This window comes from Streptomyces sp. NBC_01515 (assembly GCF_045040345.1).
In the GTDB taxonomy this organism is placed as follows: Bacteria; Actinomycetota; Actinomycetes; order Streptomycetales; family Streptomycetaceae; genus Streptomyces.
In genome coordinates this window covers 3,785,597-3,810,642 of record NZ_CP109416.1, presented here as the reverse complement: position 1 = coordinate 3,810,642, position 25,046 = coordinate 3,785,597, and the positions used below count along the sequence as shown (strand labels likewise).

Annotated in this window: 14 protein-coding genes, 1 other RNA gene and 1 pseudogene; 11 read left to right on the top strand and 5 right to left on the bottom strand. The window is 66.4% G+C overall.

Annotated elements, in window-relative coordinates; genetic code table 11:
* Positions 1-21: 21 nt before the first annotated feature.
* Positions 22-1,620, bottom strand: a complete 1,599-nt coding sequence (locus OG407_RS16800; protein WP_405858879.1) for an FAD-dependent monooxygenase — start codon at positions 1,618-1,620, stop codon at positions 22-24.
* A 46-nt stretch (positions 1,621-1,666) separates the two neighbouring features.
* On the opposite strand from OG407_RS16800, the gene OG407_RS16795 reads away from it, so the two are divergent.
* The 7 genes and pseudogenes from OG407_RS16795 to OG407_RS16765 all read left to right on the top strand — a co-directional run bounded on the left by OG407_RS16795 (position 1,667) and on the right by OG407_RS16765 (position 18,106).
* Complete coding sequence (locus OG407_RS16795; protein WP_405858877.1) at positions 1,667-2,326, top strand: TetR/AcrR family transcriptional regulator; 660 nt, start codon at positions 1,667-1,669, stop codon at positions 2,324-2,326.
* Between the two features lie 49 nt (positions 2,327-2,375).
* Positions 2,376-3,206: a helix-turn-helix domain-containing protein gene (locus tag OG407_RS16790; protein WP_405858875.1), complete on the top strand. Its 831-nt coding sequence runs from the start codon at positions 2,376-2,378 to the stop codon at positions 3,204-3,206.
* Positions 3,207-3,228: 22 nt separating this feature from the next.
* A pseudogene (locus tag OG407_RS16785) lies at positions 3,229-4,011 on the top strand (DMT family transporter); the annotation flags it as partial.
* Between the two features lie 118 nt (positions 4,012-4,129).
* Positions 4,130-4,545, top strand: an RNA gene (gene rnpB / locus OG407_RS16780) — RNase P RNA component class A.
* Between the two features lie 1,568 nt (positions 4,546-6,113).
* The gene (locus OG407_RS16775) at positions 6,114-10,256 is read left to right on the top strand and encodes a LamG-like jellyroll fold domain-containing protein (protein WP_405858873.1); all 4,143 of its coding nucleotides are present in this window, start codon (positions 6,114-6,116) and stop codon (positions 10,254-10,256) included.
* 147 nt (positions 10,257-10,403) lie between these two features.
* Entirely contained in the window at positions 10,404-17,303 is a 6,900-nt protein-coding gene (locus OG407_RS16770; RefSeq protein WP_405858871.1) for a polymorphic toxin-type HINT domain-containing protein, read from the top strand.
* Positions 17,303-18,106: a hypothetical protein gene (locus OG407_RS16765; protein ID WP_405858869.1), complete on the top strand. Its 804-nt coding sequence runs from the start codon at positions 17,303-17,305 to the stop codon at positions 18,104-18,106. The genes OG407_RS16770 and OG407_RS16765 overlap by 1 nt, the downstream gene beginning before the upstream one ends.
* Positions 18,107-18,226: 120 nt before the next feature.
* Here OG407_RS16765 and OG407_RS16760 read toward each other — a convergent pair whose 3' ends face one another.
* From OG407_RS16760 to OG407_RS16745, 4 genes are all read right to left on the bottom strand, one after another.
* Positions 18,227-18,397 carry a hypothetical protein gene (locus OG407_RS16760; protein WP_405858867.1) on the bottom strand — a complete coding sequence of 57 codons (171 nt, stop codon included), beginning with the start codon at positions 18,395-18,397 and terminating at the stop codon, positions 18,227-18,229.
* 11 nt (positions 18,398-18,408) lie between these two features.
* Positions 18,409-18,996, bottom strand: coding sequence for a hypothetical protein (locus OG407_RS16755; protein ID WP_405858865.1), 588 nt, complete (start codon positions 18,994-18,996; stop codon positions 18,409-18,411).
* A gap of 192 nt (positions 18,997-19,188) precedes the next feature.
* Positions 19,189-19,455, bottom strand: a complete 267-nt coding sequence (locus tag OG407_RS16750) for a hypothetical protein (RefSeq protein ID WP_405858863.1) — start codon at positions 19,453-19,455, stop codon at positions 19,189-19,191.
* A gap of 140 nt (positions 19,456-19,595) precedes the next feature.
* Positions 19,596-20,966, bottom strand: coding sequence for a tyrosine-type recombinase/integrase (locus tag OG407_RS16745; RefSeq protein ID WP_405858861.1), 1,371 nt, complete (start codon positions 20,964-20,966; stop codon positions 19,596-19,598).
* Positions 20,967-21,166: 200 nt separating this feature from the next.
* Between OG407_RS16745 and OG407_RS16740 the strand changes: the two genes are divergently transcribed.
* The 4 genes from OG407_RS16740 to OG407_RS16725 all read left to right on the top strand — a co-directional run bounded on the left by OG407_RS16740 (position 21,167) and on the right by OG407_RS16725 (position 24,635).
* Positions 21,167-21,394: a helix-turn-helix domain-containing protein gene (locus OG407_RS16740; RefSeq protein WP_405868440.1), complete on the top strand. Its 228-nt coding sequence runs from the start codon at positions 21,167-21,169 to the stop codon at positions 21,392-21,394.
* A gap of 224 nt (positions 21,395-21,618) precedes the next feature.
* The gene (locus OG407_RS16735) at positions 21,619-22,230 is read left to right on the top strand and encodes a hypothetical protein (RefSeq protein WP_405858859.1); all 612 of its coding nucleotides are present in this window, start codon (positions 21,619-21,621) and stop codon (positions 22,228-22,230) included.
* A 237-nt stretch (positions 22,231-22,467) separates the two neighbouring features.
* Positions 22,468-24,060 carry an ISL3 family transposase gene (locus OG407_RS16730; RefSeq protein WP_405858857.1) on the top strand — a complete coding sequence of 531 codons (1,593 nt, stop codon included), beginning with the start codon at positions 22,468-22,470 and terminating at the stop codon, positions 24,058-24,060.
* A 107-nt stretch (positions 24,061-24,167) separates the two neighbouring features.
* Positions 24,168-24,635 carry a hypothetical protein gene (locus tag OG407_RS16725; protein WP_405858855.1) on the top strand — a complete coding sequence of 156 codons (468 nt, stop codon included), beginning with the start codon at positions 24,168-24,170 and terminating at the stop codon, positions 24,633-24,635.
* Positions 24,636-25,046 lie beyond the last annotated feature (411 nt).

Sequence of the window (25,046 nt, the reverse complement as noted above, 5' to 3'; positions counted from 1 at the left end):
GATGCTGACGTCGCGTGAGTGTCAAGCGCCAAGCGGCGCGCCGAACCACAGTCGCAGTGCCTCCGTCGGGTCATCCTCGGTGCCGTTCACGTCGGCCGCCCATGCCGTGAACCCGTCCGGGCGCACCAACAGCCCGGCGAGTTCCGGGTGTTGGGGGCAGGTCGTGGTGAGGACGTCCAACAGGCCCTCGTAACCGGCCGCGCGGGCGCGGAGTTCGGGGTCGTCGGCGAGGTCGAGGAGGAGGGCCCGGCCGGTGTGGAGGTGGTCGCCGAGGCGGGTGCCGTCGGCGAGTTCGAGGTCGGGGGCGCTGCGGCCGGTCAGCGGGTGGTCGCCCGGGAAGTCGTAGCGCTGCCAGGCGCCGGAGATCCGCTTGACGAAGTACGTCGTGCCGTCGGCCGTCCCAGCGAGGTCGCCGACGATCCCGCGCAGGGCACGGGCGTGGGCGTCGGGGCGCATGATCGCGATCTGGGCGCGCGTCCAGTCCAGCACCCAGGCGCCGATCGGATGCCGTTCCGCGGTGTAGGTGTCCAGCAGGTCGGCCGGGGCCCGGCCGCTCACCACCAGGGCGAGCTTCCAGCCGAGGTTCATCGCGTCCCCGACACCGAGGTTGAGCCCCTGTCCGCCGAACGGCGAGTGCACATGCGCCGCGTCGCCCGCGAGCAGCACCCGGTCCGCGCGATAGGTGTCCGCCTGACGGCAGTTGTCGGTGAAACGGGTCGCCGTGTGCAGCGCGTGCACGGTGACGTCGACGCCGGTCACGCGGCGCACACTGGCCTGCAACTCCTCGGTGGTGACCGGGGATTGACGGTCGGCGGGCGGCCCGTCGAACTCGATGGAGACCATCCGTCCCGGCATCGGGCCGTAGGTGTATATCCCGGTGCCGGTGGCGTTCCAGCCCTTGCTCAGCCCCTCGGTGCCGGTCATGTCGGCGATCGCCTGGTAGCCGGTGATCTCCGGTGCGGTGCCCGGGAACGCGATCCCGGCGAGCTTGCGCACGAGGCTTCGGCCGCCGTCGCAGCCGACCAGCCAGCCCGTGCGGACGGCCTGCGGCGCCGATCCGTCCGTAGCGGCGAGGTGGACGGTCACCCCCTCGTCGTCCGCGTCGTAGCCGGTCAACTCGACCTGCCGGCGCACCTCTACGCCGAGTTCGTCGGCGCGCCGGCCGAGCAGCCGCTCCAACGGGGCCTGCGGGACGAACCGGCCGACCTCGCCGGGCGGACCGACCTCCGCGAAGGCGGGGTCCGACCCGTCGAGCAGATCGGCCCGCAGGGTGATCCCGGCGAAGTGCCCGGCGGACTTCGGCGGCGGAGCGGCCCCGTCTCCACCGCTCTGCGTCCGCAGGAACTCCTTCATGCCCTTCGCCGTCTCGACCTGCACCTCGGTGAGCGCGGGCAGCAGCCCCCGCCGGTACAGGCCGACGGCGGTGAGGGTGTTGATCCCGCCCGCCTTGATGGTCTCGTCCACCTCGGCCAGCCGCTCCGCGACCAGCACGCGAGCCCCGCCGAGCCGCAGCTCACAGGCGAGCAGCAGCCCGATGGGCCCGGCTCCGGCGATGACGACGTCGTAGTCGGTGTCGATATCGGTGTCCGTGCTCGTGCTCGTGCTCGTGTCAGTGTTCATGGCTTGAGTGTAGTCACTAAAAAATTATGTTGGCTACACTGTTCTCGTGAGTGAGAGCAGATACGAGAGCGTGAACGAGCCCAAGGGCGCGGCCGAACTGCCGCTGAGGGAGCGCAAGAAGCGGGCGACGCGGCAGCGGATCTCGAACGTCGCCTCGGCGCTGTTCCGGGAGCGCGGCTTCGACCAGGTGTCGGTCGCGGAGGTCGCGCGCGCCGCCGAGGTGTCGACGATGACCGTCTTCAACTACTTCCCGCGCAAGGAGGACCTGTTCCTCGACCGCATCCCGGAGGCGGTCGAGATGTTCGGCGGGGCCGTACGCGACCGCGCCCCCGGCGAGACCCCGCTCGCCGCGCTCCGCCGCCTCGCCCTCGAACTCCTCGACCGGCGCCACCCGTTGGCCGGTCCCGACAGCGGATTCCCGGACTTCTGGGAGGTCGTGGCCGACTCGCCCGCCCTGCGCGCCCGGGGCCGCGAAGCCCTGGAGGAGATAGAGAACGCCCTGACCACCGCCCTCACCGAGACCGCCCCGGACACCCCCGACCCCGCCCTGACCGCGGCCCTGACCGTGGCCGCGTACCGCACGGTCTACGTCACCACCGCGCGCCGCGTCTTCGCGGGAGAGGGCGCGGAAGGACTCGTAGCGGACCATCGGGCACGGCTGTGCGCGGCCTTCGACGTGTTGGAACGGGCGCTCACCCCGGCATGACATACGGCCCCGGCGCGTTGCACCCTGTGGGGGAGAGGGGGTGCGGCCGGTGAGCGCACGTGAGCAGGCACTGTGGACGAGGGCGAGACTGGGCCACTGCGGCCCGCCGCTCGATCTCCTGACGGCCCGCTTCGACCGGCATGTCTACGCCCCGCACGCGCACGAGGAGTTCACGATCGGCGTCTGCGTCGACGGCTCGGAACTCATCGACTACCGCGGCGGCCACATCCGCACGCACCCGGGCTCCATCGTCGTACTCGCCCCCGGCGAAATGCACACCGGCGGCCCCGGCACCACCACCGACGGCTACGCCTACCGAGCCCTCTACGCCGACCCGGGACTGCTGACGGACGGCATCCTCGGCGCCGCCCTCCCGCACTTCCGCGAGCCGCTCCTCGACGACGCCGAACTCGCCGTGGCGCTGCGCGTGGCGCACACCCAACTCAGCCTCTGCCCGGACCCGTTGGAGGCGGAGTCCCGCCTCCCGTGGCTCCTCACGGCGCTCGCCCGCCGCCACTCCACATCGCGCCCGGCACCGGACGAGATCCCGGGCGCGGCGTGGGTGGCCCACGCGGTGAGGGACCGTCTGGCGGACGAACTGCTCACCCCACCGTCGCTCTCGTCCCTGGCCGCGGACTTCGGCCTGTCCCGCTACCAACTGCTCCGCGCCTTCCGTACGACGATGGGGATACCGCCGTACGCCTGGCTGGCCCAGTACCGGGTGACCCGGGCGCGCGGTCTGCTGGACGCGGGCGGCCGGCCCGCCGAGGTGGCGGCGCAGGTGGGCTTCGCGGACCAGGCGCACCTGACGCGGTGGTTCCGGCGGGTGCTCGGGGTGACGCCGGCGGCGTACCGCAACAGCGTTCAAGACTCCCGATGAGGGGTCGGCGCAAACTCGCCGTATGACTGCACGCGGCTGGTTCCTGTTCTCCCTGATGGGAGTGGTGTGGGGCATCCCCTACCTGATGATCAAGGTGGCGGTGGACGCCCCGCTGTCCCCGTCCATGGTCGTCTTCACGCGCTGCGCCCTGGGCGCCGTACTCCTCCTGCCTTTCGCGCTACGACAAGGCGGCCTGGCCGGGACGATCCGCGCGCACTGGCGCCCGATGCTGGCCTTCGCGTGCATCGAGATCATCGGCCCGTGGTTCACCCTCACGGACGCGGAACGGCACCTGTCCAGCTCTACGGCGGGCCTGCTCATCGCGGGCGTACCGATCGTCGGCGTGCTCATGGCCCGCTTCTTCGGCGACGCGGAACGGCTGGGGGCGCGTCGGGTGGCAGGCCTGGCACTGGGCCTGGCCGGGGTCACCGTCCTCACGGTCCCGCATCTGACGGGCGGCGACGCGCGCTCGCTGGTTGAGGTGCTGCTGACGGTGCTGGGCTATGCGACGGCGCCACTGATAGCGGCCCGCTACCTGAAGGACGTCCCGACGCTCCAACTAACCGCCCCGTGCCTGGCGTTGGCGGCGATCGTCTACGCCCCGGCGGCGGCGGTGACGTGGCCGTCCTCGGTCCCGTCCCCCCAGGTCCTGGCCTCCCTCGCCGGCCTGGGAGTGATCTGCACGGCGGTGGCGTTCGTGGCCTTCCTGGAGCTGATCAAGGAGGTCGGCCCGACCCGTTCGACGGTGATCACGTATGTCAACCCGGCGGTGGCGGTGGCGGCGGGCGCGCTGTTCCTGGGGGAGAGCCTGACGGTGGGTATCGCGGTGGCGTTCACGCTGATCCTGGCGGGGTCGGTGCTGGCGACGGCGGGCACCGGTCGAAGGGATGGTGCCCGCCCGGTAGCATGGTCGACACGGCAGACGAGCCGGGCGGACGGCCGCGTGGAGTGCCCCTAGGGGGACTTCCCGAGGAACGTCCGGGCTCCACAGGGCAGGGTGATGGCTAACGGCCACCCGGGGTGACCCGCGGGACAGTGCCACAGAAAACAGACCGCCGGGGACCTCGGTCCTCGGTAAGGGTGAAACGGTGGTGTAAGAGACCACCAGCGCCTGGGGTGACTCAGGCGGCTAGGTAAACCCCACCCGGAGCAAGGTCAAAAGGAGCCGCCTCTTCGCAAGAAGGGTGGCTCTGCGCGGACGTTCGAGGGCTGCCCGCCCGAGTCCGCGGGTAGACCGCACGAGGCCGGTGGCAACACCGGTCCTAGATGGATGGCCGTCGCCGGGGGGATCGTGAGGTCCTCCCGGACACAGAACCCGGCGTATAGCCTGACTCGTCTGCCGCTCTTTATTTTCGCAGGTCAGAGGACATGTGTTCTCGCTGAACAAGCTGTCCGGGTCGATTCGGGGGCGAATTCGGGCTGCAAGTATCGTCGTCCCTGTCCACTGCGCGTGCGACGTATTTGGCATTCCGGGCGTCAAATGCGGTCCGATGTCGATCTGTAGTGGACATCCCGGCACCGGCTGCATGCTGAAGTACATGTACGCGGTGTCCTCTTGCTGACCTGCTCGGGCTGAACTTGAGCACCGATGGCGCCTCCTCTAGCGAGCCGTGCTCGGGCCAGGATGGGTGACGTCACTCGCGCAGCATGTCGAGACAGCTACCGATAGCGCTCTCTCGGGTGTCGTTGGACGCGGTGGATGGAACCCCCGCGTGCGGCGGTGAAATCTGTCGAGACTGGACATAGGCGCTTGTATGCCGCACAGACTTGGTGCGGCGGCGGCGGCGGCGGTGGCGGCGGTGGTGGTCGGGATCTCCCTGTTCGACTGCCGAGGCCTCCCCATCTCTGTGCTGCCTTGCGTGCGACTTGGGGGCGTTCCCGCGTTTGGAGAAGTAGTGCAAGGCATACCTGCGGAGGTGGCGTCCCGTCCGACGGTGTAGTCGATCAAGTGCGCGGAATGTGCAGGTCATTGCCCGCAGCGAATCGGCTCGGGGCCGCCGATGGCGCTGACTGCAGATCAGCCGTGTGTGAGGTCGGCACCGTGTCCTGGCCGTCGTCCGACGCGAGGCATGCGAACGTGTCGAGCGGGGGCGCTTACTGTCGGCGTCGGCTTAACGATGCACCCGTCGCCGACAGGCGGCAGGTTTGAGTCCTTGGGGTGGCACCGACAACATCTGTACGGTCCTGTAGCCGTCGTGAGCTGGTGCTTTCCGGAACGGGGGTTGTGCCGCAGGAGCTGATCCGGTGTCGTATGGGTGGCTCCCGGTGACTGCTCCCGGCGAAACGGCGCACGACGAGTCTGTTGACCCTCGTGCCGCTCCCGCAGCGTCTGTAGGTGGTGCTGCTGGTCAGCAGACGTGTGTTGGCGGTGGGAACCTGCGCTGACTGCGAGTTTGGGACCGGTCGGTGGCGATTCGGTGACTGAACGTGCTCCGTGGAGAATCTCAAATCCAGGTAAAGCTAAGCCGTACTCGTGCAGTCGAGGTCGTGTGGTGGGTGTCCGGATCTCGACGTTGCGCATGCTGCCTATGTCGGGACATGAGCCTTGTGTGAAGTGGGCTAAAGATTCATTTAGCGCTTCAATCCGACGCTTCGGATATGTGGCTGGAGTGGCCCGGCTTGCCTCAAAGGGTGCGCTGGAGGCTTTGGTGGCCAGCCCTTGACGCGTGCAAGTAAGGGCTGGGTAAGGTCCACTTACTTTTGAGGATCTTGTGACTTCCGGGTGGGGACTCTGTGAGGTCGGGGGCGGGGAAAATGAGCGTGTTCCGAAGACGGCGCGGTGTGGGCCGATTGCTGATCACCGTGATCGCGGCTGCGGTTGTGGCGAGCGTTGTGCCGTCGACGGGCGTCGGCACCCCAGCTCACGCCGGGGAGCGGTCGACCAACACGGGCGGAACCAAGACTGCGGTGACGCTCTCCGCTGCCGAGGATGCGGCCGAGTCCGGCGGTACCAACGTCGAGGTCACCTCGCTGCGTACCGAGTCGGGCGAGGTGTACGCGACCCCCGACGGTCGTCTGGAGGCGGTGCAGCACCTTCGGCCGGTGCGTACCTGGACCGATGGTCAGTGGAAGGCGATCGACAACACCCTGGCCAGGCGGTCCGACGGCACTGTGACGCCGAACGCCTCCGCGGTTGGGATCGTGTTCTCCGGCGGCGGCACGGGTCCGTTGGTGTCGTTGGAACGCACCGGAAAGGAACTGTCGTTCTCGTGGCCGGCAACGCTTCCCGTGCCGACCCTGGATGCAGACACTGCGACGTACGCGGACGTGCTTCCGGACGTTGACCTGAAGGTGCGGGCGACCGGCGAGGGCTTTTCGCAGTTGCTGGTTGTGAACAGTGCCGAGGCGGCGAAGAACCCGGCGCTCGCCGAGCTGAAGCTGGGCGTCGGCTCCACGGGACTGGATCTGCAGAAGAGCACGTCCGGCGGTTTGGAAGCAGTGGACGAGGCGGCGGGCGGCGTCGTCTTCCAGGCGGCGCAGCCCGTCATGTGGGATTCGACGGAGGCGACGGGCCCGCAGACGCAGTTGGTTCGAGGTGCGGGGCAGACGGCCGTGGATGCCGCCGACTCCGCTGCTGAGGATGGGCCGGGGGATGCGGCGAACATCGCGCCGATCGGCGTGGAGGTGGCGTCGGCCGGCCAGGAGCTGAGGCTGACGCCGGATCAGGGTCTGCTGACGGATCCTGGCACGACGTTCCCGGTCTACATCGATCCGCAGACCTACACCCCGAAGGCGGGGGAGTGGACGATGGTCTCGCGTTACTGGGCGTCCTCGCCGCAGTGGCGGTTCAACGGGGACTCGGATGCAGGTGTGGGCTACTGCGGGTGGGACTACTGCGCTCCGTATGACCTGAAGCGGGTCCTCTTCCGGTTTCCGACCGGCAAGTTCGGCGGCAAGTCGGTTCTGAAAGCGACGTTCGTGGCGCACGAGACGTGGTCCGGCTCCTGCGAGGCACGGTCGGTGCAGTTGTGGCGGACCAAGAACATCACCTCGTCGACGACGTGGAACGACCAGACCTCGGGGACCGGCTTCTGGATCGATCAGCTGGATGCCCGGTCGGTGGCCAAGGGCGGAGGCTCCGGTTGCCCGGCGGGTGATGTGGAGTTCGATGCGACGGCCGGGGTGAAGTACGCGGCCGCCAACGACTCCTCGTACACGACGTTCGGGCTCAAGGCGGCAAACGAGGACGACAAGTACGGCTGGAAGCGGTTCTCGGACGACGCGTATCTGCGGGTGAAGTACAACCAGACGCCGAAGCAGCTCGCGATGAAGCAGCTGACCATGTCACGCGGCGGTACGTGCCACACGCCGGACACCAAGGTGGCCATCAACTCACTTCCGACCATCACGGCGAGCGATGTGACGGACCCGGACAAGGACCAGGTCAGTGTGCAGTTCCAGGTGTGGTGGGACGCCGGCAGCGGCTTCGCCGCCCAGTGGACCTCGGCGAGAATGACACCGAAGTCATCCGGCTCCGACTTCTCCACCAGGTTGACCGAGACGCTGTCCGGCAAGGCGATCCCGAAGAACAAGACGATCGCCTGGTTCGCGCGGGCCTGGGACTACGACGAAGACACCTACTACAGCGCGTCTCCATGGTCGGCCGCGGGCTCGGCCACGGGGTGCTACTTCGTCTGGGACACCTCCGTGCCGCCCGCGCCGACCGTCGTGTCGGGCGACTATCCGGCCGCCGACGACAGTGATCCGAACGATCCGGTGTACGACGGGGTGGGAAGGTATGGCACCTTCACGATGTCCTCGTCGGACACGGGTGTGACCAAGTACTGGTACGGAGTCAACGCGGACCCGTCTGCGGACAATGAGGTGGCCACATCTGGCGGAGCGGCCAGGACGGTGAGTTTCAGGCCGACCCGGGCCGGTGCGAACTTCCTGTCCGTCAAGTCGTTCAACGCGGCGGGCACCGGCAGCGAGATCGCCCGCTACATGTACAGGGTGAAGGCGGGCCAGCCGACGCGCGCGCAGTGGAAGCTGGACGAGGCGTCCGGCGCCACCCAAGCCGAAGGTAGCGCCGGCACGCGCACCCTGGACCTGGAGGGCGGCCCCACTCTGGGGGCCTCGGGCGTGAAGGGCACCGCAGTATCCCTGGACGGCGTGGACGACTACCTGGTGTCGGACATCCCGGCAGTGGACACCTCGATCAGTTTTTCCGTGGCTGCCTGGGTAAAGCTCGACAAGGTGCCGGACACGGCAGCAGTGATCGCGGCACAGCCGGGCAACAACGCCCCGGGCTTTGAGCTGTACTACTCCAAGTCCCGTGACCGGTGGGCGTTCGACCAATACACGGCGGACACCGCCTCCGCGACGCCCGTGCAGGCGGAGCAGGCGGCCGCGGGCGGGGTCAAGGCGGGTCAGTGGGTGCATCTCGTCGGCACCTACGGGGCGGGCGCCAATCAACTGTCGCTCTATGTCAACGGAGTGTTGGCCGGGACAGCGCCGTATTCCACCCCCTGGGACGCTCGACGGGGTCTGCAGATCGGCGCCGGCTCGCACAGCGGAACGCCCGGATCCTTTTTCCCAGGCACGATCGACGAGGTTCGCGTCTTCGAGAAGCCTCTGTCGGCTACGGAGGTCAGCGACCTCTACAGCAAGAACTCCATCGGCGGTGGTCGTCCGGCGCGGGCAGTGTTCCCCCTCGACGAGCTGGCCACCGACGCCGACGGCAATCCGACGACGCAGGTGACGGGCCGTGCGGATGTGAATCCGGCGGTTCTCAAGGGCGGTGCGAAGCTCGGCGATCCGGGCCGTGCGGGTACGGCGCTGACTCTGGACGGCGTGGACGACTATGCCGCCACGCCCGGTCCGGTCCTGAATAACCAGACCAGTTTCTCGGTAACGGCCTGGGCGAAACTGCCCAAGACCAAGCCCACACACGGTGCGGTGATCGCGACTCAGGCCGGCACCGTGATGCCGGGGTTCGAGCTGTACTACTCGGCTTCCTACGGCTGGACGTTCAACCAGTATTCGAAGGACAGCACGGACGGTGTTGCCATCCGAGCCTCTCAGGGCGACGCAGCACTGGCGCCAGGGGGCGAGTGGACGTACATCGTGGGTTCCTACGACGCTGTCACCGATGACTTGCGGCTGTATGTGCAGGGCAAGTGGGTGGCGACGGCCAAGGTCGACGCGCCGTTCTATGCCGGCGGTCCGGTACTGATCGGGGCCAGCAGATTCAGCGGTACGGCATCCAGTTTCTTTCCCGGCCAGATCTCCGATGTGCAGCTGTACGACAGGGCCCTGTCCGCCCCGGAGATCGCTGAGTCGTTCGAGAACCGACCTGCGGTGGAGGGCCGTTGGAAGCTGGACGCCCAGTCCGGAACGTCCTCCCCCGACGACCTGGTCCGCGAGGATCACACGGCACACCCACTGACACTGGGGAACGGGGCCTCCGTCTACCTGACGGACCCCAACGTGAAGATCGGCGTCGGCGAACTGACGTTGAACGGCACCACCGGTTACGCGGCCACCAGCACCTCGCCCATCGACACCAGCAGGAGTTTCACCGTGTCGGCCTGGGCGACGACAGCGGGTCGGCCGACAAGACCGATGACGGTGATGAGCATGGCCGGGGCGAACGCCAACGCGTTCGCGGTGCGGTACGTGCCCGACGCGACCACCCCGGCCACCGCCGGTCGCTGGCAACTCGTCACGCGTAACGCCGATTCCACGACGGCAACCGCCTCCACGGCCGAACACACGCAGTTCCAGGAGAACGACTGGAACCACGTCGCGGTCGTCTACGACGCCTACGCCGGGCGGATCGCGCTGTATGTGAACGGCCAGGTGCAGGGCGCGTCGTGCCTGGACGACACGACGTGCAGCGAGGAACAGGTGTCCTGGAACTACTCGGTCCTGCCGTTCGCGGCGGCCAAGGGGCTGCAACTGGGCCGGCTCAAGACCGGCGCCAGTACCTGGGGCGAGTACTGGAGCGGTGCCATCGACGACGTCTGGGTCCTCCAGGGCGCCGCCGCCGATACCCAGATCCAGAGCCTGAACAGCGGTGTCGACCTGGGCACCACGACCGGCCCCTGACACGGCGACCCGGTGCGGCTGTCGACAGACAGGCAGCCGCACCGCCAGCGAGCAGCAAGTACCCAAGCATCAAGGCCATTTCCGGTCGAAGCCCTGCCAGTCGGGGTGAGACGGCACGGGACGACGGGCAGAGTGATGGAGCGAGCCATGACAGCGAGGGCACGGACGTGCATCCGGCGCAGAGTCGCCCTGACGGTTTCCGCCGTACTGGTCGGCACCTTGATCCAGGCGGCGGTGGTCGAACCCGCGGCAGCCACTGGTATCAAGGTGCCCGCCTCGGAGAAGCCGTTGACCGGGCACAGCGTCAAGCCACTGCCCCGAGTCTCGGACCATCAGCCACGTGCGCCGAAGTCCGCGCCCAAACGGGCCTGGGCGAAGGCCGGTTCCGCGACCGTCACACTGCGATCTCAAACAGGGATCACAGCCGTCCGGGCAGGTGACCTGCCGATCTCCCTGGCCGCCACTCCTCCGGCCAAGGGCAAGAAAGCCACGGCCCGTACACCGCTGACCGGTACCGCCACGGTGCGTGTGCTGGACCGTAAGAGCACCGAACGCGCCGGTGTGGACGGAGTGTTGTTCTCCGTCCGCCCCCAGACCGGGACGAAGGGAGACTCGGTCGGTGTCAGCGTGGACTACTCGAAGTTCGCGCAGGCGTATGGCGGTGCGTATGCGGCGCGGCTGAAGCTGATCCGGTTGCCCGCGTGCGCGGCGGCCCACCCCGGCACCGCAAAGTGCTCCACCGCGCAGACGATCCCCACCCACAACGATGTGAAGGCGAAGACCCTGACGGCCGCCGCGGTGCCGTTGTCCTCAGCGGACAGCAGCGGCAGTGCGGCCACGACGCTGCTGGCGGCGACCACCGGTACGTCAAGCGACCAGGGTGACTACAAGGCCACCGAGCTCTCGGCCTCCTCCGCGTGGCAGACCAACCTGAACACCGGGGACTTCAGTTGGTCGTACGACATGCCTGTGCCTGATGTACCGGGCTCCTTCACCCCGCAGGTGGGTCTGTCGTATGCGTCCGGGACGGTGGATGGCCGTACGGCGAACACCAACAACCAGGCCTCCTGGGCAGGCGACGGGTTCAGCCTGTGGCCCGGCTTCATCGAGCGCAGCTACAAGTCGTGCGCCGACGACGGGGTGAAGAACGCTGACGGCATCAAACCGGGCGACCTGTGCTGGGCGTACGACAACGCGACGCTGTCGTTCAACGGGCACTCCGGTGAGCTGATCGCAACGGGCAAGAACAGCTTCAGGATCAAGGGTGACGACGGCACCAAGGTCGATCGCGTCTACGGCGCGGACACCAACGACGTCCGGTCCAACGGCGCCCGCAACGACGAGTACTGGCGTGTCACGACCACGGACGGTACCCAGTACTTCTTCGGCTACAACCGGCTTCCGGGCTGGACTTCCGGCAAATCGGAAACGAACTCCGCCTGGACCGCGCCCGTTTTCGGCAACGACGACACGGAGCCGTGCCACGCCGCCACATTCGCCGGCTCCTGGTGTCAGCAGGGCTGGCGATGGAACCTGGACTACGCCGTCGACACCCACGGCAACGCGATCTCCTACTACTACAACAAGGAGACCAATTACTACGCCCGGAACGTGGCATCGGCCAATGCGACGGTCTATGACCGCGGCGGGTCTTTGGACCACATCGACTACGGCCTGAAGTCCTCGTCCATGTACGGGTCGGCGCTGGCCAAGGTGGACTTCACCTCCGTCGAACGCTGCCTGCCCGAAACCGGTGTGACCTGCGACGCCTCGACCATCGATGACAAGAAGTTCTACTGGTACGACACCCCGTGGGACCTGAATTGCAAATCCGGCGCCGACTGCTACAACGCCAGTCCCTCGTTCTGGACCCGTAAACGGCTCAGCGCAGTCACAACCAAGGTCCTGCAGTCGGACGGCGCGTACCAGGCAGTCGACTCCTGGGCCCTCAACCACCGTTGGGGCATGTCGGACATCGACTACCAGCTGCTGTTGGACTCCATCCAGCACACCGGCAAGGCGGCCACCCCAGAGATCACCCTGCCCAAGGTCGCCTTCGCCTACGACCAGCGCACCAACCGCCTCAAGACAGCCGGGGACGACACGTCCGCGTTCATCAAGGAGCGCCTGTCCGGGATCTCCGACGAATCCGGCGGACAGGTGTCGGTGCAGTACTCCGCGGCTGCCTGCGACGCCTCCAGTCTGCCGAAGCCCGAGACGAACACGACCCGCTGCTTCCCGGCGTACTACACCAAGGAAGGCGACGCGGATCCGACCCTGCAATGGTTCAACAAATACGTGGTCGACTCGGTCACCGAGACCGACCGCACCAAAGCCTCCCCGGAGATGGTCACCCGCTACAGCTATCTCGACGGGACGGCCTGGCACTACGACGACGATGACGGCCTGACCAAGGAGAAGTACAAGACCTGGTCCACCTGGCGCGGCTACGCCCACGTGCGGGTTCAGACCGGAGGCCAGGACCCGGTCGGCATGAAGTCGCAGACCGACCACTACTTCCTGCGCGGCATGGACGGCGACAGGGCCGCCCCGGCCGGCGGCAGCAAGTCGGTCACAGTGTCCGACGACAACGGCGGGACCATCACCGACCACGAGTCCGCAGCCGGCTTCGAGTACAAGACCGAGCAGTACAGCGGCCCCGGCGGGGGGCTCCTGGGCAAGACCGTCAGCACTCCGTGGCACCACCAGACCGCGGTACGTCTCCGCATCTGGGGCAGCGCCACCGCCAACCTGACCGGCACCGCCTCCACCCGCACCTGGACCTCCCTGGACGACGGGGCGGGCAGCAAGTGGCGCACTACCTACCAGACCAATGCCTTCGAGGACACCGCCGGACGCATCACCCAGACCGACGACTTCGGCGACGAATCCAGCTCCACAGACAACCAGTGCACACGTACCAGTTACGTCGACAACACCACCGCCTGGATCCTCGACGGCCCATCCCGGGTGGAATCCGTAGCGGTCAAATGCGCGGACACCCCGGACCGGTCCAAGGACGTCATAGTCGACATCCGCACCGCCTACGACGGGCAGGCCTACGGAACCGCCCCCACCAAGGGGGACGCCACCCGTACGGCGACGCTGAAATCCCATGACGGGACCACCGCGACCTACACCGAAGCAGGCGCAACCTACGACGCCTACGGCCGCCAGAGTTCCGCGACGGACATCACCGGCACGGTCACCGCGACAGAGACCACCGCTCCGGTCCGGACCGACCGTACCGGCGGACGCATCACCACAACGGCCTACACCCCGACGACCGGCTTCCCCACCGGCTCCACCATCACCGTCACACCGGCTGCCGTAACCGGAAACACGGCCACCGCACAAACCACCACGACTACCTACGACACCGTCAGGGGCCTCCCCCTCACCGTGGTGGACACCAACACCAAGCGCACCGACACCATCTACGACGCGCTCGGCCGCAAACTCAAAGTCTGGCTGCCCAACCGCTCCAAGGCCAACAGCGAGACCCCGAACTACGAGTTCTCCTACACCATCACCGACGGCAAACCGTTCGCAGTGGGTACGACCACCCTGTACGGAACGGGCCGCAAAACCGCCTACACCCTCTACGACGGCTTCCTGCGCCCCCGCCAGATCCAGGCCCCGGGACCCGACGGCGGCCGACTGATCAGCGACACCTTCTACGACGAACGCGGCCTGACCACCAAGGCCTTCGCCCCGTACTACAACACCAGCGTCCCCTCCACCGGCATGCTGACTCTGGACGAGGCGCTGGCGGTGGAGACACAGACCTGGAACACCTACGACGGTCTCGGCCGCGCCACCAAGTCACAGCAGATCGCAGGCAACGGAGACAACGGCACGGTCCTGTCGACAACCGTCACCGCCTACGGGGGCGACCGGGTCACCGTGACCCCGCCCAAGGGCGCCACTCCCACCACGACCATCACGGACGCCCGCGGCAACACCACCGACCTGCGCCAGTACCACGCCGCCACACCGACAGGCGCGTACGACCAGACGCACTACGAGTACAACCCGGCCGGCAAGCTGACCAAGCTCACCGACCCGGCAGGCAACGCCTGGACGTACGAATACGACCAGCGCGGCAACCAGAAGCTGGCAACCGACCCGGACAAGGGCACCGCGACGTCGGAGTACGACGACCGCAACCAACTGGTCTCCACCACCGACAGCCGCGGCAAGAAGATCACGCACATCTACGACGGTTTCGGCCGGGGGACCGAAACCCACGACGGCGACGCCTCCGGAACCCTGCTGACCAAGCACGTCTGGGACCCGAGCGGCTTCAAGGGCCAGCTGTCCACCGCCACCCGCTACGTCGGCGGCGCGAGCGGCTACGCCTACACCACCACCTACAGCCAGTACGACACCCTCTACAGGGCGCGCCGCACCACCGTCACCATCCCCGCCTCGGAGGGCTCGCTCGCGGGCTCCTATCAGACGAACGTCGCCTACAACGTCGACGGCACCGTGCAGTCGGTCGGCTACCCGGCCGCCGGCAGCCTGACCGCCGAGGCCGTGACACCCGTCTACGACGACATACTGCGCCCCAAGACCCTCTCCGGCAGCGGCGGCCTCACCTACGTCACCAACACCGTCTACAGCTACACCGGCAAGGCGCTGCAGTACACGTACAAGGCCACTGGCGCCAAGCAGACGGACATCTACAACGCGTACGAGTGGGGCACCCAGCGCCTCCACAGCTCCAGCGTGTACCGCGACGGAGTGGCGGGCACCGACAAGTCGGCCACGTATGGCTACGACGAGGCAGGCAACATCACCTCCCTCTCGGACGTCTCCCGCGACGGCACCGACAACCAGTGCTACACCTACGACTATCTCGGCCGCCTCACCGATGCCTGGGCCCAGAACACCACCACCTGCGCCACGGTCCCGTCGGCTTCGGCACTCGGAGGCCCCGCCCCGTACTGGCAGTCCTACAGCTACGACCTCAGCGGCAACCGGCTCACGGAAACCCAGCACGACGCCACCGGCGACACGGCCAAGGACATCAAGCGCGGCTACAAATACCCGGCCGCGGGCGGCAAACAGCCCCACATCCTGACCCAGGTCGACACCACCGGCCCCAACGGCGTCTCCCAGGACGGCTACACCTACGACAGCGCGGGCAACACACAGACGCGCACCCTCAGCGGTGACAAGCAGACCCTCACCTGGGACGCGGAAGGCAACCTCGCACAGGTGAGCAAGCCCGACGGCAGCGGCGGAACCAAAACCACCTCATACGTCTACGACGCCGACGGCAACCGCCTGATCACACACACCGACGCGGACACCACGCTCTACCTCGGTGGCACCCAGATCACCCTCGCCAAAAGCTCCACCACACCCAAGGCGACCCGCTACTACGACCTCGGTGACGGCAACCAGGCCATCCGCACCGACGACAACAAGCTCTCCTTCCTCATCGGCGACCACCACGGCACATCCGAACTCGCCATCAACGCCACCGACCTGACCCTCCAGCAGCGCCGCTCCACCCCCTTCGGCGCCGCACGAGGCAAGGCACCGACGAGTTGGCCGGGCGACAAGGGCTTCGTCGGCGGCACCCAGGACACCAGCACCGGCCTGACCCACCTCGGCGCTCGCGACTACGACCCCGCCACCGGCCGATTCCTGTCCGCCGACCCGGTACTGGACACGGCGGATCCGCAGCAGATCAACGGCTACAGCTACAGCAACAACAGCCCCGTCACCCGATCCGACCCCACCGGGCTCGAAAGCTGCGGCCCAGACAGCAACTGCTCCAAGCAAAACATCGACAACATGGACAAGGGCGGCGGTAAAAGCACCTCCCAGGGAGACGGCAACTCCAAGACGACCAACGGCAGTAAGTCCGGAGCCAAGACCGCCAAGGACGGCCAGCCGATCATCCAGGGGATCCGACTCCCTGCGCAGAAAGAACTCGTGGCCCGCTACGCCGGCCTCGACCCGCGCCACACCACCTACAGCCAGTACCTCGCCCGATTCGCCAGGGATCTGTGCTATATCCGGGACGACAAGAACGGCGGCTTCTGCGATACGGCTAAAAAAGCAGGTCTCCTGCCCGGCCCCCAGAACGACCCATGGGGCGTCATAGCCACCATCCACTGCGTCACAGGGCACGGCGACTGCACCGAGGCTGCCATCTCCGATGTGATCACTGTGGTGTCACTCGCGTGGGGATCCGTCAGCAAGGGACTCCTGGCACGGGGTGCGTCGAGAACGGTCGCCGCGGAGACCGAGGAGAGCATCGCTGCGACGATGCTGAGGGAGGCATGCAGCTTCACCCCGGCCACACCGGTCCTGCTGAAAAACGGCAAGACTAAACCCATAGGCAAAGTGAAACCCGGCGACCAAGTCGCAGCAGCCGACCCTCAGACCGGAAAGCGCAAGGGAGCGCGCACGGTCACGGCCCGCATCGTTCACTACGACAACGACCTCGTCGACGTCACAGTCCGCGGCACCGACGGCCAGAGTGCCACCCTCCACGCCACCTCCAACCACCCCTTCTGGGACGACACCGCGCACGCCTGGGTCCCCGCCGGCGCTCTCCGCTCCGGCCACACCCTCAACACCGACACCAACCAGCACGCCCAGGTCATCGACGTCGAGACCCGGCCCGGTCAGGCCGACATGTACAACCTCACCGTTGAGCAACTGCACACGTACTATGTACTCGCGGGGAATACTCCGGTGCTGGTGCATAACTCGTCGTGTAGCACGTTCGGATTCAAGGACGCTCCGACCGTGCCCGGGGTTTACACCATCACGATGAAGGATGGCAAGGTGTATGTTGGGTCCAGCTCAACCAACATACACAGTCGCCTGCATGCCGCTTTCAATTCAGACAAGGCGGCCGTGAAGTCGGCGGGTTACACGACGAGCGACATTTCCAACATATCCGTGAACGATATGTCTGGTCATTCCTGGAAAGCGATCAGGGAGCAAGAGCAGTCGGTAATGGATCAATACGGCGGCGTGGGTGGCGGTACGCTTTTGAATCGCCGAAATGAGGTTCCTTAATGCGGGCGGACTATAGTGTCCTGAATTGGCGAGCCGACGAGTCGATCGATGAGCATGAACTCGGCCGGCAGTATCAGTCCGGGGAATTCAACGGATTGTTCCTCCGTGTGAGCGGAAATGCGCGGCTGGGCAGCCTTGATTTCTTGTTCAGCTTGCCGGAGCTCAAGTATCTGGAGATTGAAGGCCGCGTCGCCGATGACTCGCAGGCTTTCAAAATTGCTGGACTCCGCGAACTTGTGCTCCTCACGAGGGGGGAAGTGGCGATCCCTGCAGTCCGGAACGCATCTCTGGCGACGTTGGCGGTAGATGATCGGGCGGGCGCAATTGACCTTGCAGGGTTTCCCGCCCTGACGAGATTGACGCTTTGGTCATCCGGCAGGAGTGATTTGGGATTCCTGAGGAGTGCGCCCTGGATCTCGTCATTCAAGCTGGAAGGCGTGGGGCAGATTGTGGATCTTCGCGGGTTGGAGAACTGCACGAAACTCGACGACCTGGAGATTCTTGAGGCGCGCGTTGAAAGCCTTGCCCCCCTTCGAGGCCTCCGAGATCTACGCCGGTGCTGGCTGATTGGCGGAGGGGCGTCAATTCAGCCTGAGCCGCTGGACTTCAACGCTGTGTCAGCTCTAAATAATCTGGAAGAGCTCAGGGTTACGTACGGGGGGGAGGTGCGATCGGTGGCTCCGCTTCTCAGTATGGGTTCCCTACGTGACATTCGACTTAGGGGAACCAAGGTTGTGGCAGGTGATTCAGGCTTGCTTGGCGAACTTCCGGATTCGGTAAGAATCGTTGGTCCGGAGGATTGACGATCTGCGCCAGCAGACGGTCAGTTATCTGAGGCAATGACCTTGAATGCAGAAGCCCCACCCAGAGTTTGTTTCTGGTGGGGCTTCTGGGTGCCGTGACGTCAGTAGTTGACGGCAACGTCAGCGGACGGGGGCTGCGCAGAGGGGTGGTTCGTTCCCGCCGTCGGGCTTGCCGGTGAGCTCGGCGGGGGTGCGGAGGGCGTTGCTGAGGAGGTCGATGGCGTCGCGTTGGAGGCGGAGTCGGACGTGGGCGTACACGCTGGCGGTGACGCCGATGTGGGCGTGCCCCAACAGTTCCTTGATTACGACGAGTTCGACGCCCTGCTCCAGGGGGACTGAGCCAACTCGCCGAGATCTGTGAAACCCACGGTGACCGTAAACAGGCCGAAGTGCTCGCCGTGCGAGCCGCGACGGCAGGAGACACCGGACCGCTCGTCCGCCTGGCCGAGACGCGAGAGCTCGAAGGAGCCACTCAAGGGGCCGAACGACTGGGACAACTCGCCGCCAAAGCCGGCGACACGACGGCGTTGGTCCGGATTGCCGCCATCCGGGAGACTGGCGGCCCGACAGCCCGCCACGAAGCACACCGCCTCTACCAACGTGCCGGACGTGTAGGAAACACCAGCGCGCTCGCCCGTCTCGCCGCTGAGCGGGAAAAGGCCGGACACCGAGACGAAGCCGAACAACTCGCCAGGCGGGCCGCACGTGCCGGCCAGTCCTTCGCTCTGGTCCGGCTCGCCGAGATACGCGAGGCAGCAGGCGCCCAGCAGGAAGCCGAGAAGCTCGCGCAACAGGCCATCGACGCCGGCCACCGCTTCGCCCTGATCCGCATCGCTGCCATCCGCTACGCGGCCGGGGACCGACAAGGCGCCGAGAGACTTGTTCAGCAAGCCGCCGCAGCCGGCAATCCCACCGCCGTGGCGCGCCTCGCTGAAATGATGGCGGATGCCGGAGAGTTGGAGGGGGCAGAACGCCTGGCCCGCCAGGCCGCCGCGGATGGAAATCCAAGCGCGGCAGCCCGTCTGGCCGACCTGAGAGAAGCGTCCGGGGACCCAGAGGGAGCGGAGGACCTGGCGTGGCTGTCAGCAGACGCGGGCGACACCAGCGCTCTCAACCGGCTCGCGGAGATGCGTGAACTCACCGGGCATCAGGGAGAGGCAGCCCGTCTCGCACATCAGGCTGCTCAACGAGGGAGCACTTCTGCCCTGGTGCGCCTGGCCGACCTGAGAGAAGCGGCAGGTGACCATGAAGGAGCGGAGGAACTGGCCCGGCTTGCCGCCGATGCGGGAGACACCGACGCCATGGCACGGGTCGCGATCATGCGAGAAATGGCAGGAGACAGACGCCAAGCCGACCGCCTCGCGTGGATCGCGGCGGACGCCGGAAATCCCAGCGCCCTCAGACGCCTTACGCAACTCCGCGACGGGGCAGATCCTCCCTGACAGCTGCTCGCCGTCTTCCCACTACGAGCAGTGTGGGTGGCGCCGGTTCACGGTGCGGCCGGCGGTCCGTCGATCTGCGAAAACATGGTTCGGAATACGTTGACCGTGATCCCCTCCACGGCGAGGGGAGGGTGAGCGTAGGTGTCCCAGGTCTCGGAGAACTCCGCATGCCGGGAGAGTGCCTGTACCGTTTTGGGATCGTGCTTGCCGGAGGCGCCGAGGGTGGTCGTGTAGAAGTGCTTGAGGTCATGGAATCGGGTGCGTTCCGGAAGCCCGGCCAGTCTCACGGCCTTTCGCCACTTCTCATGGAAATCGCTGTCGAGGACGGGCCTACCGAACCTGTTCGTGACGAGCAGGCCCTCGTCCGGCGGTTCGATGTAGCCGCGGGCCCGGCGGCGGCGTTCGGCCTGCGGTGTAACGGGCGGCGGCTCGGAGAACAGCGCTGTGTGCTGGGCCAGCCGCTGGATCAGGAAGTGATCCACGGGCAGGGTTGCGTAGCTGGATTTGGTCTTGAGGTGTACGGCCTTGCCTTGCTGACGTTGCTCTGCGACACGAAGTAGGTCCTGGTCCCAGACGACTTGGCTTCGTTTCAGTCCGAAGGCCTCGCCCTGGCGTAGTCCGGCGCATGCTCCCAGCCAGATCAGAGCCTCATAGCGTGGTGCGACCTTCCGCATCGCTGCGGCGACCGCAGCGACTTGCGAGGGTGACAGCGGGACTGTGACGCGTGGTGTGACGTCGGGGAGTTCGATCCGCGCCACGATGTTGGGTGGGAGAGGGACGTCCTCGTCGAGCATGTAGTGCATGAGGATGCGCCAGGTCTTGAAGATCTGGTGGACCGTGTGGGCGGAGTCGAGACCGGGTTTGTCGATCAGGTGATCGACGAAGGTCATGGAGTCCCGGCGGCGGAGGGTGCCCGCGAGACGGTCTCCGGCGAACGGAAGGATGTGGTTGCGGAGGTGGCTCTCGTAGGTGTTGGTGGTACGGGAATTCCTGTTTTTGCTGCGTTTCCTTCTGATCATTTCCATGGCATGGAACGCAACTCTTACATTGCTGGCATCATTCCTTTCCGGTGTCGGCTTCTTGAATTCTGAACATGCTGCGTCCAGGCGCTTGCGGGCTTCCTCCCAAGTAATCAGGCAAACTCTCCTCTCCTTTCCGGCGGCGTCGGTGTAGCGCGCCTGCCAGCGCCGCCCCCGCCCGTGATCGGCGGACGGGTACAGAGGGCGTTTCGGGGTGCCGCAGCGGCACGGCGTGTCACCGCGTTCCGGTTTCGGATAGGTCCTGTGCCAGCGATCGAACGGCTGCGTTGGCCTGCTCATATGTCCCACCCAATGATCTGGCTGAGTGCTGTGTCGTCTGCCGGCCGCCAACTCCTGAAGCTGGCCCGGCTCGAAGGTGCGAAGGGGCTGAGGACTCATCAGGGCGACGGTCGCGTCGGCGCGACGAACCTCGGCTGACCGGCGCGTGCATCGGTCTGTTGCTGTCGGCCGAGGCAATGCTTTCCGCTACGCCCGGTAGTTATGCACAGCTGTTCATGGTGCATGCAAAAGTGTGACGGTCAAGTCGCTGTGTGCCTGAAAGTCACTCACTGCCTGATCCCCGGCTTCTGTCCATCGGCATGCAAATCCGACGCCTCAGGGAGGAGCAGGGATACAGCCTGGAGGAGCTGGCTGAACGCAGCGGACTGAGTTTTCGTGGACTCATTTATATCGAGCACGGGCAACGCAACCCGAGCGTGCTGACTCTTCTCCGCATTGCGTCAGGGCTCAATGTCCTTCCAGGACAGCTGCTTGAAGGCCTCTCGGCGCAGATGCTCGACGACCTTGTGTCCGATGGGTGGCGTTGACGGTCTGAACTGGGCTCTGGCACAGATCTTGGGGAGCGGTCGCGGAGCGTCACCACGTCTCCTGTCTCAAGCGATCTGGTCCCGGGGCGGGGCGGGGACGCTGCGCCGGCTGTATCCCCGCGCTCAGAGCCAGGGAGCCTCGCCCGATGAGTTGTCGCTGGTAGATGCAATGATCGACGTTGCTGGCGTGGGCACGCTGGTTTCACGACTCGGGGATGGCTCATATGGACACGTGGCAGGAGCTTTCAGCGCTGGTGGAGGAGCGGCTGAAGGCCATCTCGGCTGGGGAACGCGCTGTGTTTGCTGCTGGTGTCGCGGAACGGCTCATGAGCTGGCATGAGGGACTGCCCGCGGACGAGCAGGCGCCGTTCACCGTGGGCGTTCGGCCCCTGTTGAACTCCGTGTGGGAGGGCGTTCTCGGTGACTCGACGGCCTTCTCGGCGGTGAAACGGGGTGTCGCCGAGTACATGCTCAGCGAGTACTGCCACAACGACGGCCAGGACGGGCCCGATGATGCAGACGAGTCTGCCGCAGCGGCGACGCTGTATGCCGCGCATGCCTATCTGTTCGGCTGCCACGACTTCGCCAGCTGGACCAGTCGCCGGGCAGTGGAGGCCGTTGATCAACACCTTGAGTTCCTGGCCGAGCAGGAAGAGGACGAGCTCGTCCCTGATTCGGACGAAGCGCTGACCTCTGAGTTGCAGCGGCAGCTGCGGGACCTCGACCTCATCTCGAACTACTCGAAAGATCTTCGCTATTCCAGTATGGGACTGCCCATCGACACCTCGATCCGACTGCGCGTGGAGCTTCGAGCTCCTCTCTCCAGCCGGGCGTGAGTGTCCGAGAAGCAGGCGTGGCTCGTCCGCCTGGACCACGGCCACGACCTCACCCGCGCTGATCCGCCATCTCGCCCCCGGCAACTGGATCCATCCGCTCACCCCGCAATTCGAATGTGGTGGGCTGCTCGTGCGTGAGACGGCGTGCGCCGTGCCGCCGAACAGTGGTTGCTGACGCTCCATCAAGTAGGTGCGGAGCTCCGCACTTTTGAGCGGTCGTCAGTGACGGTTCCGTTCATGCAGGCCGACGCACCATTCTGGAAAGCGCTCGTGTTCGACGGGATCGACGAGGTGGACGTCGAGCAGGTAGCCACCGCCTTCGGGACGGTCGAGATCGTGGCCAGAGGCAGCAAAGCCGGTGCGGCCTGCCCAGACTGCGGCCACCATTCCGAGCGAGTGCACGGCTCCTATCAGCGCAGACTGCGGGATCTCCCGCTCGGCGAGCGGAGTGTCGTGATCCTGCTTAAGGTCCGGCGCTTCGTCTGTGACGCGAGGGCCTGTCTTCGACGCACGTTCGCTGAACCGTTCATACGGCTGACCTGCCCGTACGCGCGTTTCACCACCCGGCTCGACCGCGTCTTGGAGCGTATCGGGCTCGCACTGGCCGGACGGGCCGGCGCGAGGCTGGCGGCCCAACGGAGCCTCGGTGCCGGGCGGATGACGCTTCTGCGCCGGGTGATGGCCTTGCCGGACCCGCAGTTCAACACACCGCAGGCGGTCGGGGTCGACGATTTCGCCACCCGCCGCGGCCACTCGTACGCCACCGTGATCACGGACGGTGAACGGCACAACCCCATCGATGTGTTGCCCGGCCGCGAGGCCGCGCCGCTGGCGGCCTGGCTGAGGGCACATCCAGGAGTAGAAGTGATCTGCAGGGACCGTGCGGGGGCGTATGCCGAGGGCGCCGCGCTCGGCGCCCCGAACGCGCTGCAGGTCGCGGACCGGTTCCATATTCTCCAGAACCTCAACCAGGCCGTCGAGAAGTGCGTCGCAGCGCATCGCGACTGCCTGCGCACCGCCGCTCCACCACCGGATCCTGCGACCACCAACACACGGACCGCCGAGATCGAGCTGCCCGCCGGCCGCAGGGCCGAGCGGATGCGGGCCCATCGTGCCCTGGTCCACGGCCTGTTGAGGGAGGGAATGGGGCTGCGGGCCATCGCCCGCCACCTCGGCTGGGGACGGCACACCGTCCAGCGATACGCACGGGCCGCTCGTTGGCAAGACATGGTCACCGGACGCCGAACCCGTTCCAGCCACCTCGACGTGCACCAGTCCTACCTGCAACGGCGCATCGACGACACCGACGGCGTGATCACTATCAAGGACCTGCGCGAGGAACTCGCCGTCCGTGGTCACCGGGTGCCCTACAGCAGCCTGCGAGACTGGGCCCGCAGCCGCTTGGAGTGGCCCGATGTACCCGCGCCGACCGCTGCGGCGCCGTCCGTGCGCACTGTCGTCGGCTGGATCACCCGCCACCCCGACACCCTCACCGAAGACGAAACCAGCCAGCTCAAGGCCGTCCTCGACGCCTGCCCCGGGCTGGATCAAACCCACCAACTCGTACGCGCCTTCACCCAGATGCTCGCCCTGCGCACCGGCGCCGAACTGCCGGACTGGATCAGCACCGCCCGCGCCGCACGGCTGCCGGGGATGACCGGCTTCGCCCACGGACTCACCACCGACCTCGAAGCTGTGATCGCCGGACTCACCGTGCACTGGAGCTCCGGCGGCACAGAAGGCGCCGTGAACCGCATCAAGAAGATCAAGAGACAGCTCTACGGCCGTGCCGGATTCGAACTCCTCCGCAAGATGATCCTGCTCCAATAGCGTCTCGCCACAGGCTCTGCAGCCAACCCTGGCCACGCCAGCGACTGTGACGGGCTGAGAAGATCGCCACGAGACGTCAGATTCCCTCGAGACCGAGAAGGACAGGAATGTCGAGGAGACCGCCCATAGAGCAGGCCCAGGAGCGACTTCGGCATGAACTGAGCCCTGGACAACAGCCTCTCGCCGAACTGGACTTGGACGAAGTGTGGCTGAGGTTCGTACGCTTCGGCTCGCAACGCTTCGACACCGCGAACGCACCCGACGCAGATGGCCTGCTCTGCCAGTACGGGACCCACACCTTCGAGGGACCGCCTGCCTTCACGCTGGACTTTGCCCGACAGTTCGAGGTCAACGACGCCTCAGGCGAGCATGATCATTACATCCAGCTCCACTGCGAACTTCGGTACGAACCCGCCCCTCAACTTCGGGCACTGGGGCACTTCGAGTCCTGGTTCTTCCACGACACGGACGACGAACTCGACCGCTGGGTTGATGGCCTCGGGCTTCACGAATTCTGGACGATCGTCCGCAATTTCCATCCCACGGAAATCAGGGTCTACCAGGAACAGGTGTGAGCACGCCCGCGAATCGACCTGCCGGGTGACGCTTTGCGACGACTCCACAAGATCTGTGCCAGAGCCCAGTTCAGACCGTTAACGCCAGATGGGTGACGGTCTTGTGTACGGAGCCGGTGTCGACCTGTTGGCGAGTGGCTGCTGACGCACTCAGGTTTCAGGCAGGTGGGTGATCCCGATTCTGCGTAGCTCCGCTGTGCGGCCGACGTTCGCATCCCGGGGCGATTCACAGTCCGGCTCCCAGGACTCAAGGAATTTGATGTTCGCACTGGCGCTGTTTGAACCTGGCTGTGCAGGCCCTCGGGAAGACAGGCCGGCTGTCTGAGCAGCGGCTCGTGCCAAGCATCGCGGCACGGATCGCCTCGGCCTGACCGCTGTCGGTCGTCGATGCGGTACCGGGCGCGGTATCCG

What these genes read in the sequence shown, in the direction of transcription:
- OG407_RS16770 (WP_405858871.1), top strand. Translation starts at nt 10,404, where the DNA reads ATGACAGCGAGGGCACGGACGTGCATCCGGCGCAGAGTCGCCCTGACG.
- OG407_RS16725 (WP_405858855.1), top strand. Translation starts at nt 24,168, where the DNA reads ATGTCGAGGAGACCGCCCATAGAGCAGGCCCAGGAGCGACTTCGGCAT.
- OG407_RS16730 (WP_405858857.1), top strand. Translation starts at nt 22,468, where the DNA reads ATGCAGGCCGACGCACCATTCTGGAAAGCGCTCGTGTTCGACGGGATC.
- OG407_RS16745 (WP_405858861.1), bottom strand. Translation starts at nt 20,966, where the DNA reads ATGAGTCCTCAGCCCCTTCGCACCTTCGAGCCGGGCCAGCTTCAGGAG.
- OG407_RS16735 (WP_405858859.1), top strand. Translation starts at nt 21,619, where the DNA reads ATGGACACGTGGCAGGAGCTTTCAGCGCTGGTGGAGGAGCGGCTGAAG.
- OG407_RS16740 (WP_405868440.1), top strand. Translation starts at nt 21,167, where the DNA reads ATGCAAATCCGACGCCTCAGGGAGGAGCAGGGATACAGCCTGGAGGAG.
- OG407_RS16800 (WP_405858879.1), bottom strand. Translation starts at nt 1,620, where the DNA reads ATGAACACTGACACGAGCACGAGCACGAGCACGGACACCGATATCGAC.
- OG407_RS16765 (WP_405858869.1), top strand. Translation starts at nt 17,303, where the DNA reads ATGCGGGCGGACTATAGTGTCCTGAATTGGCGAGCCGACGAGTCGATC.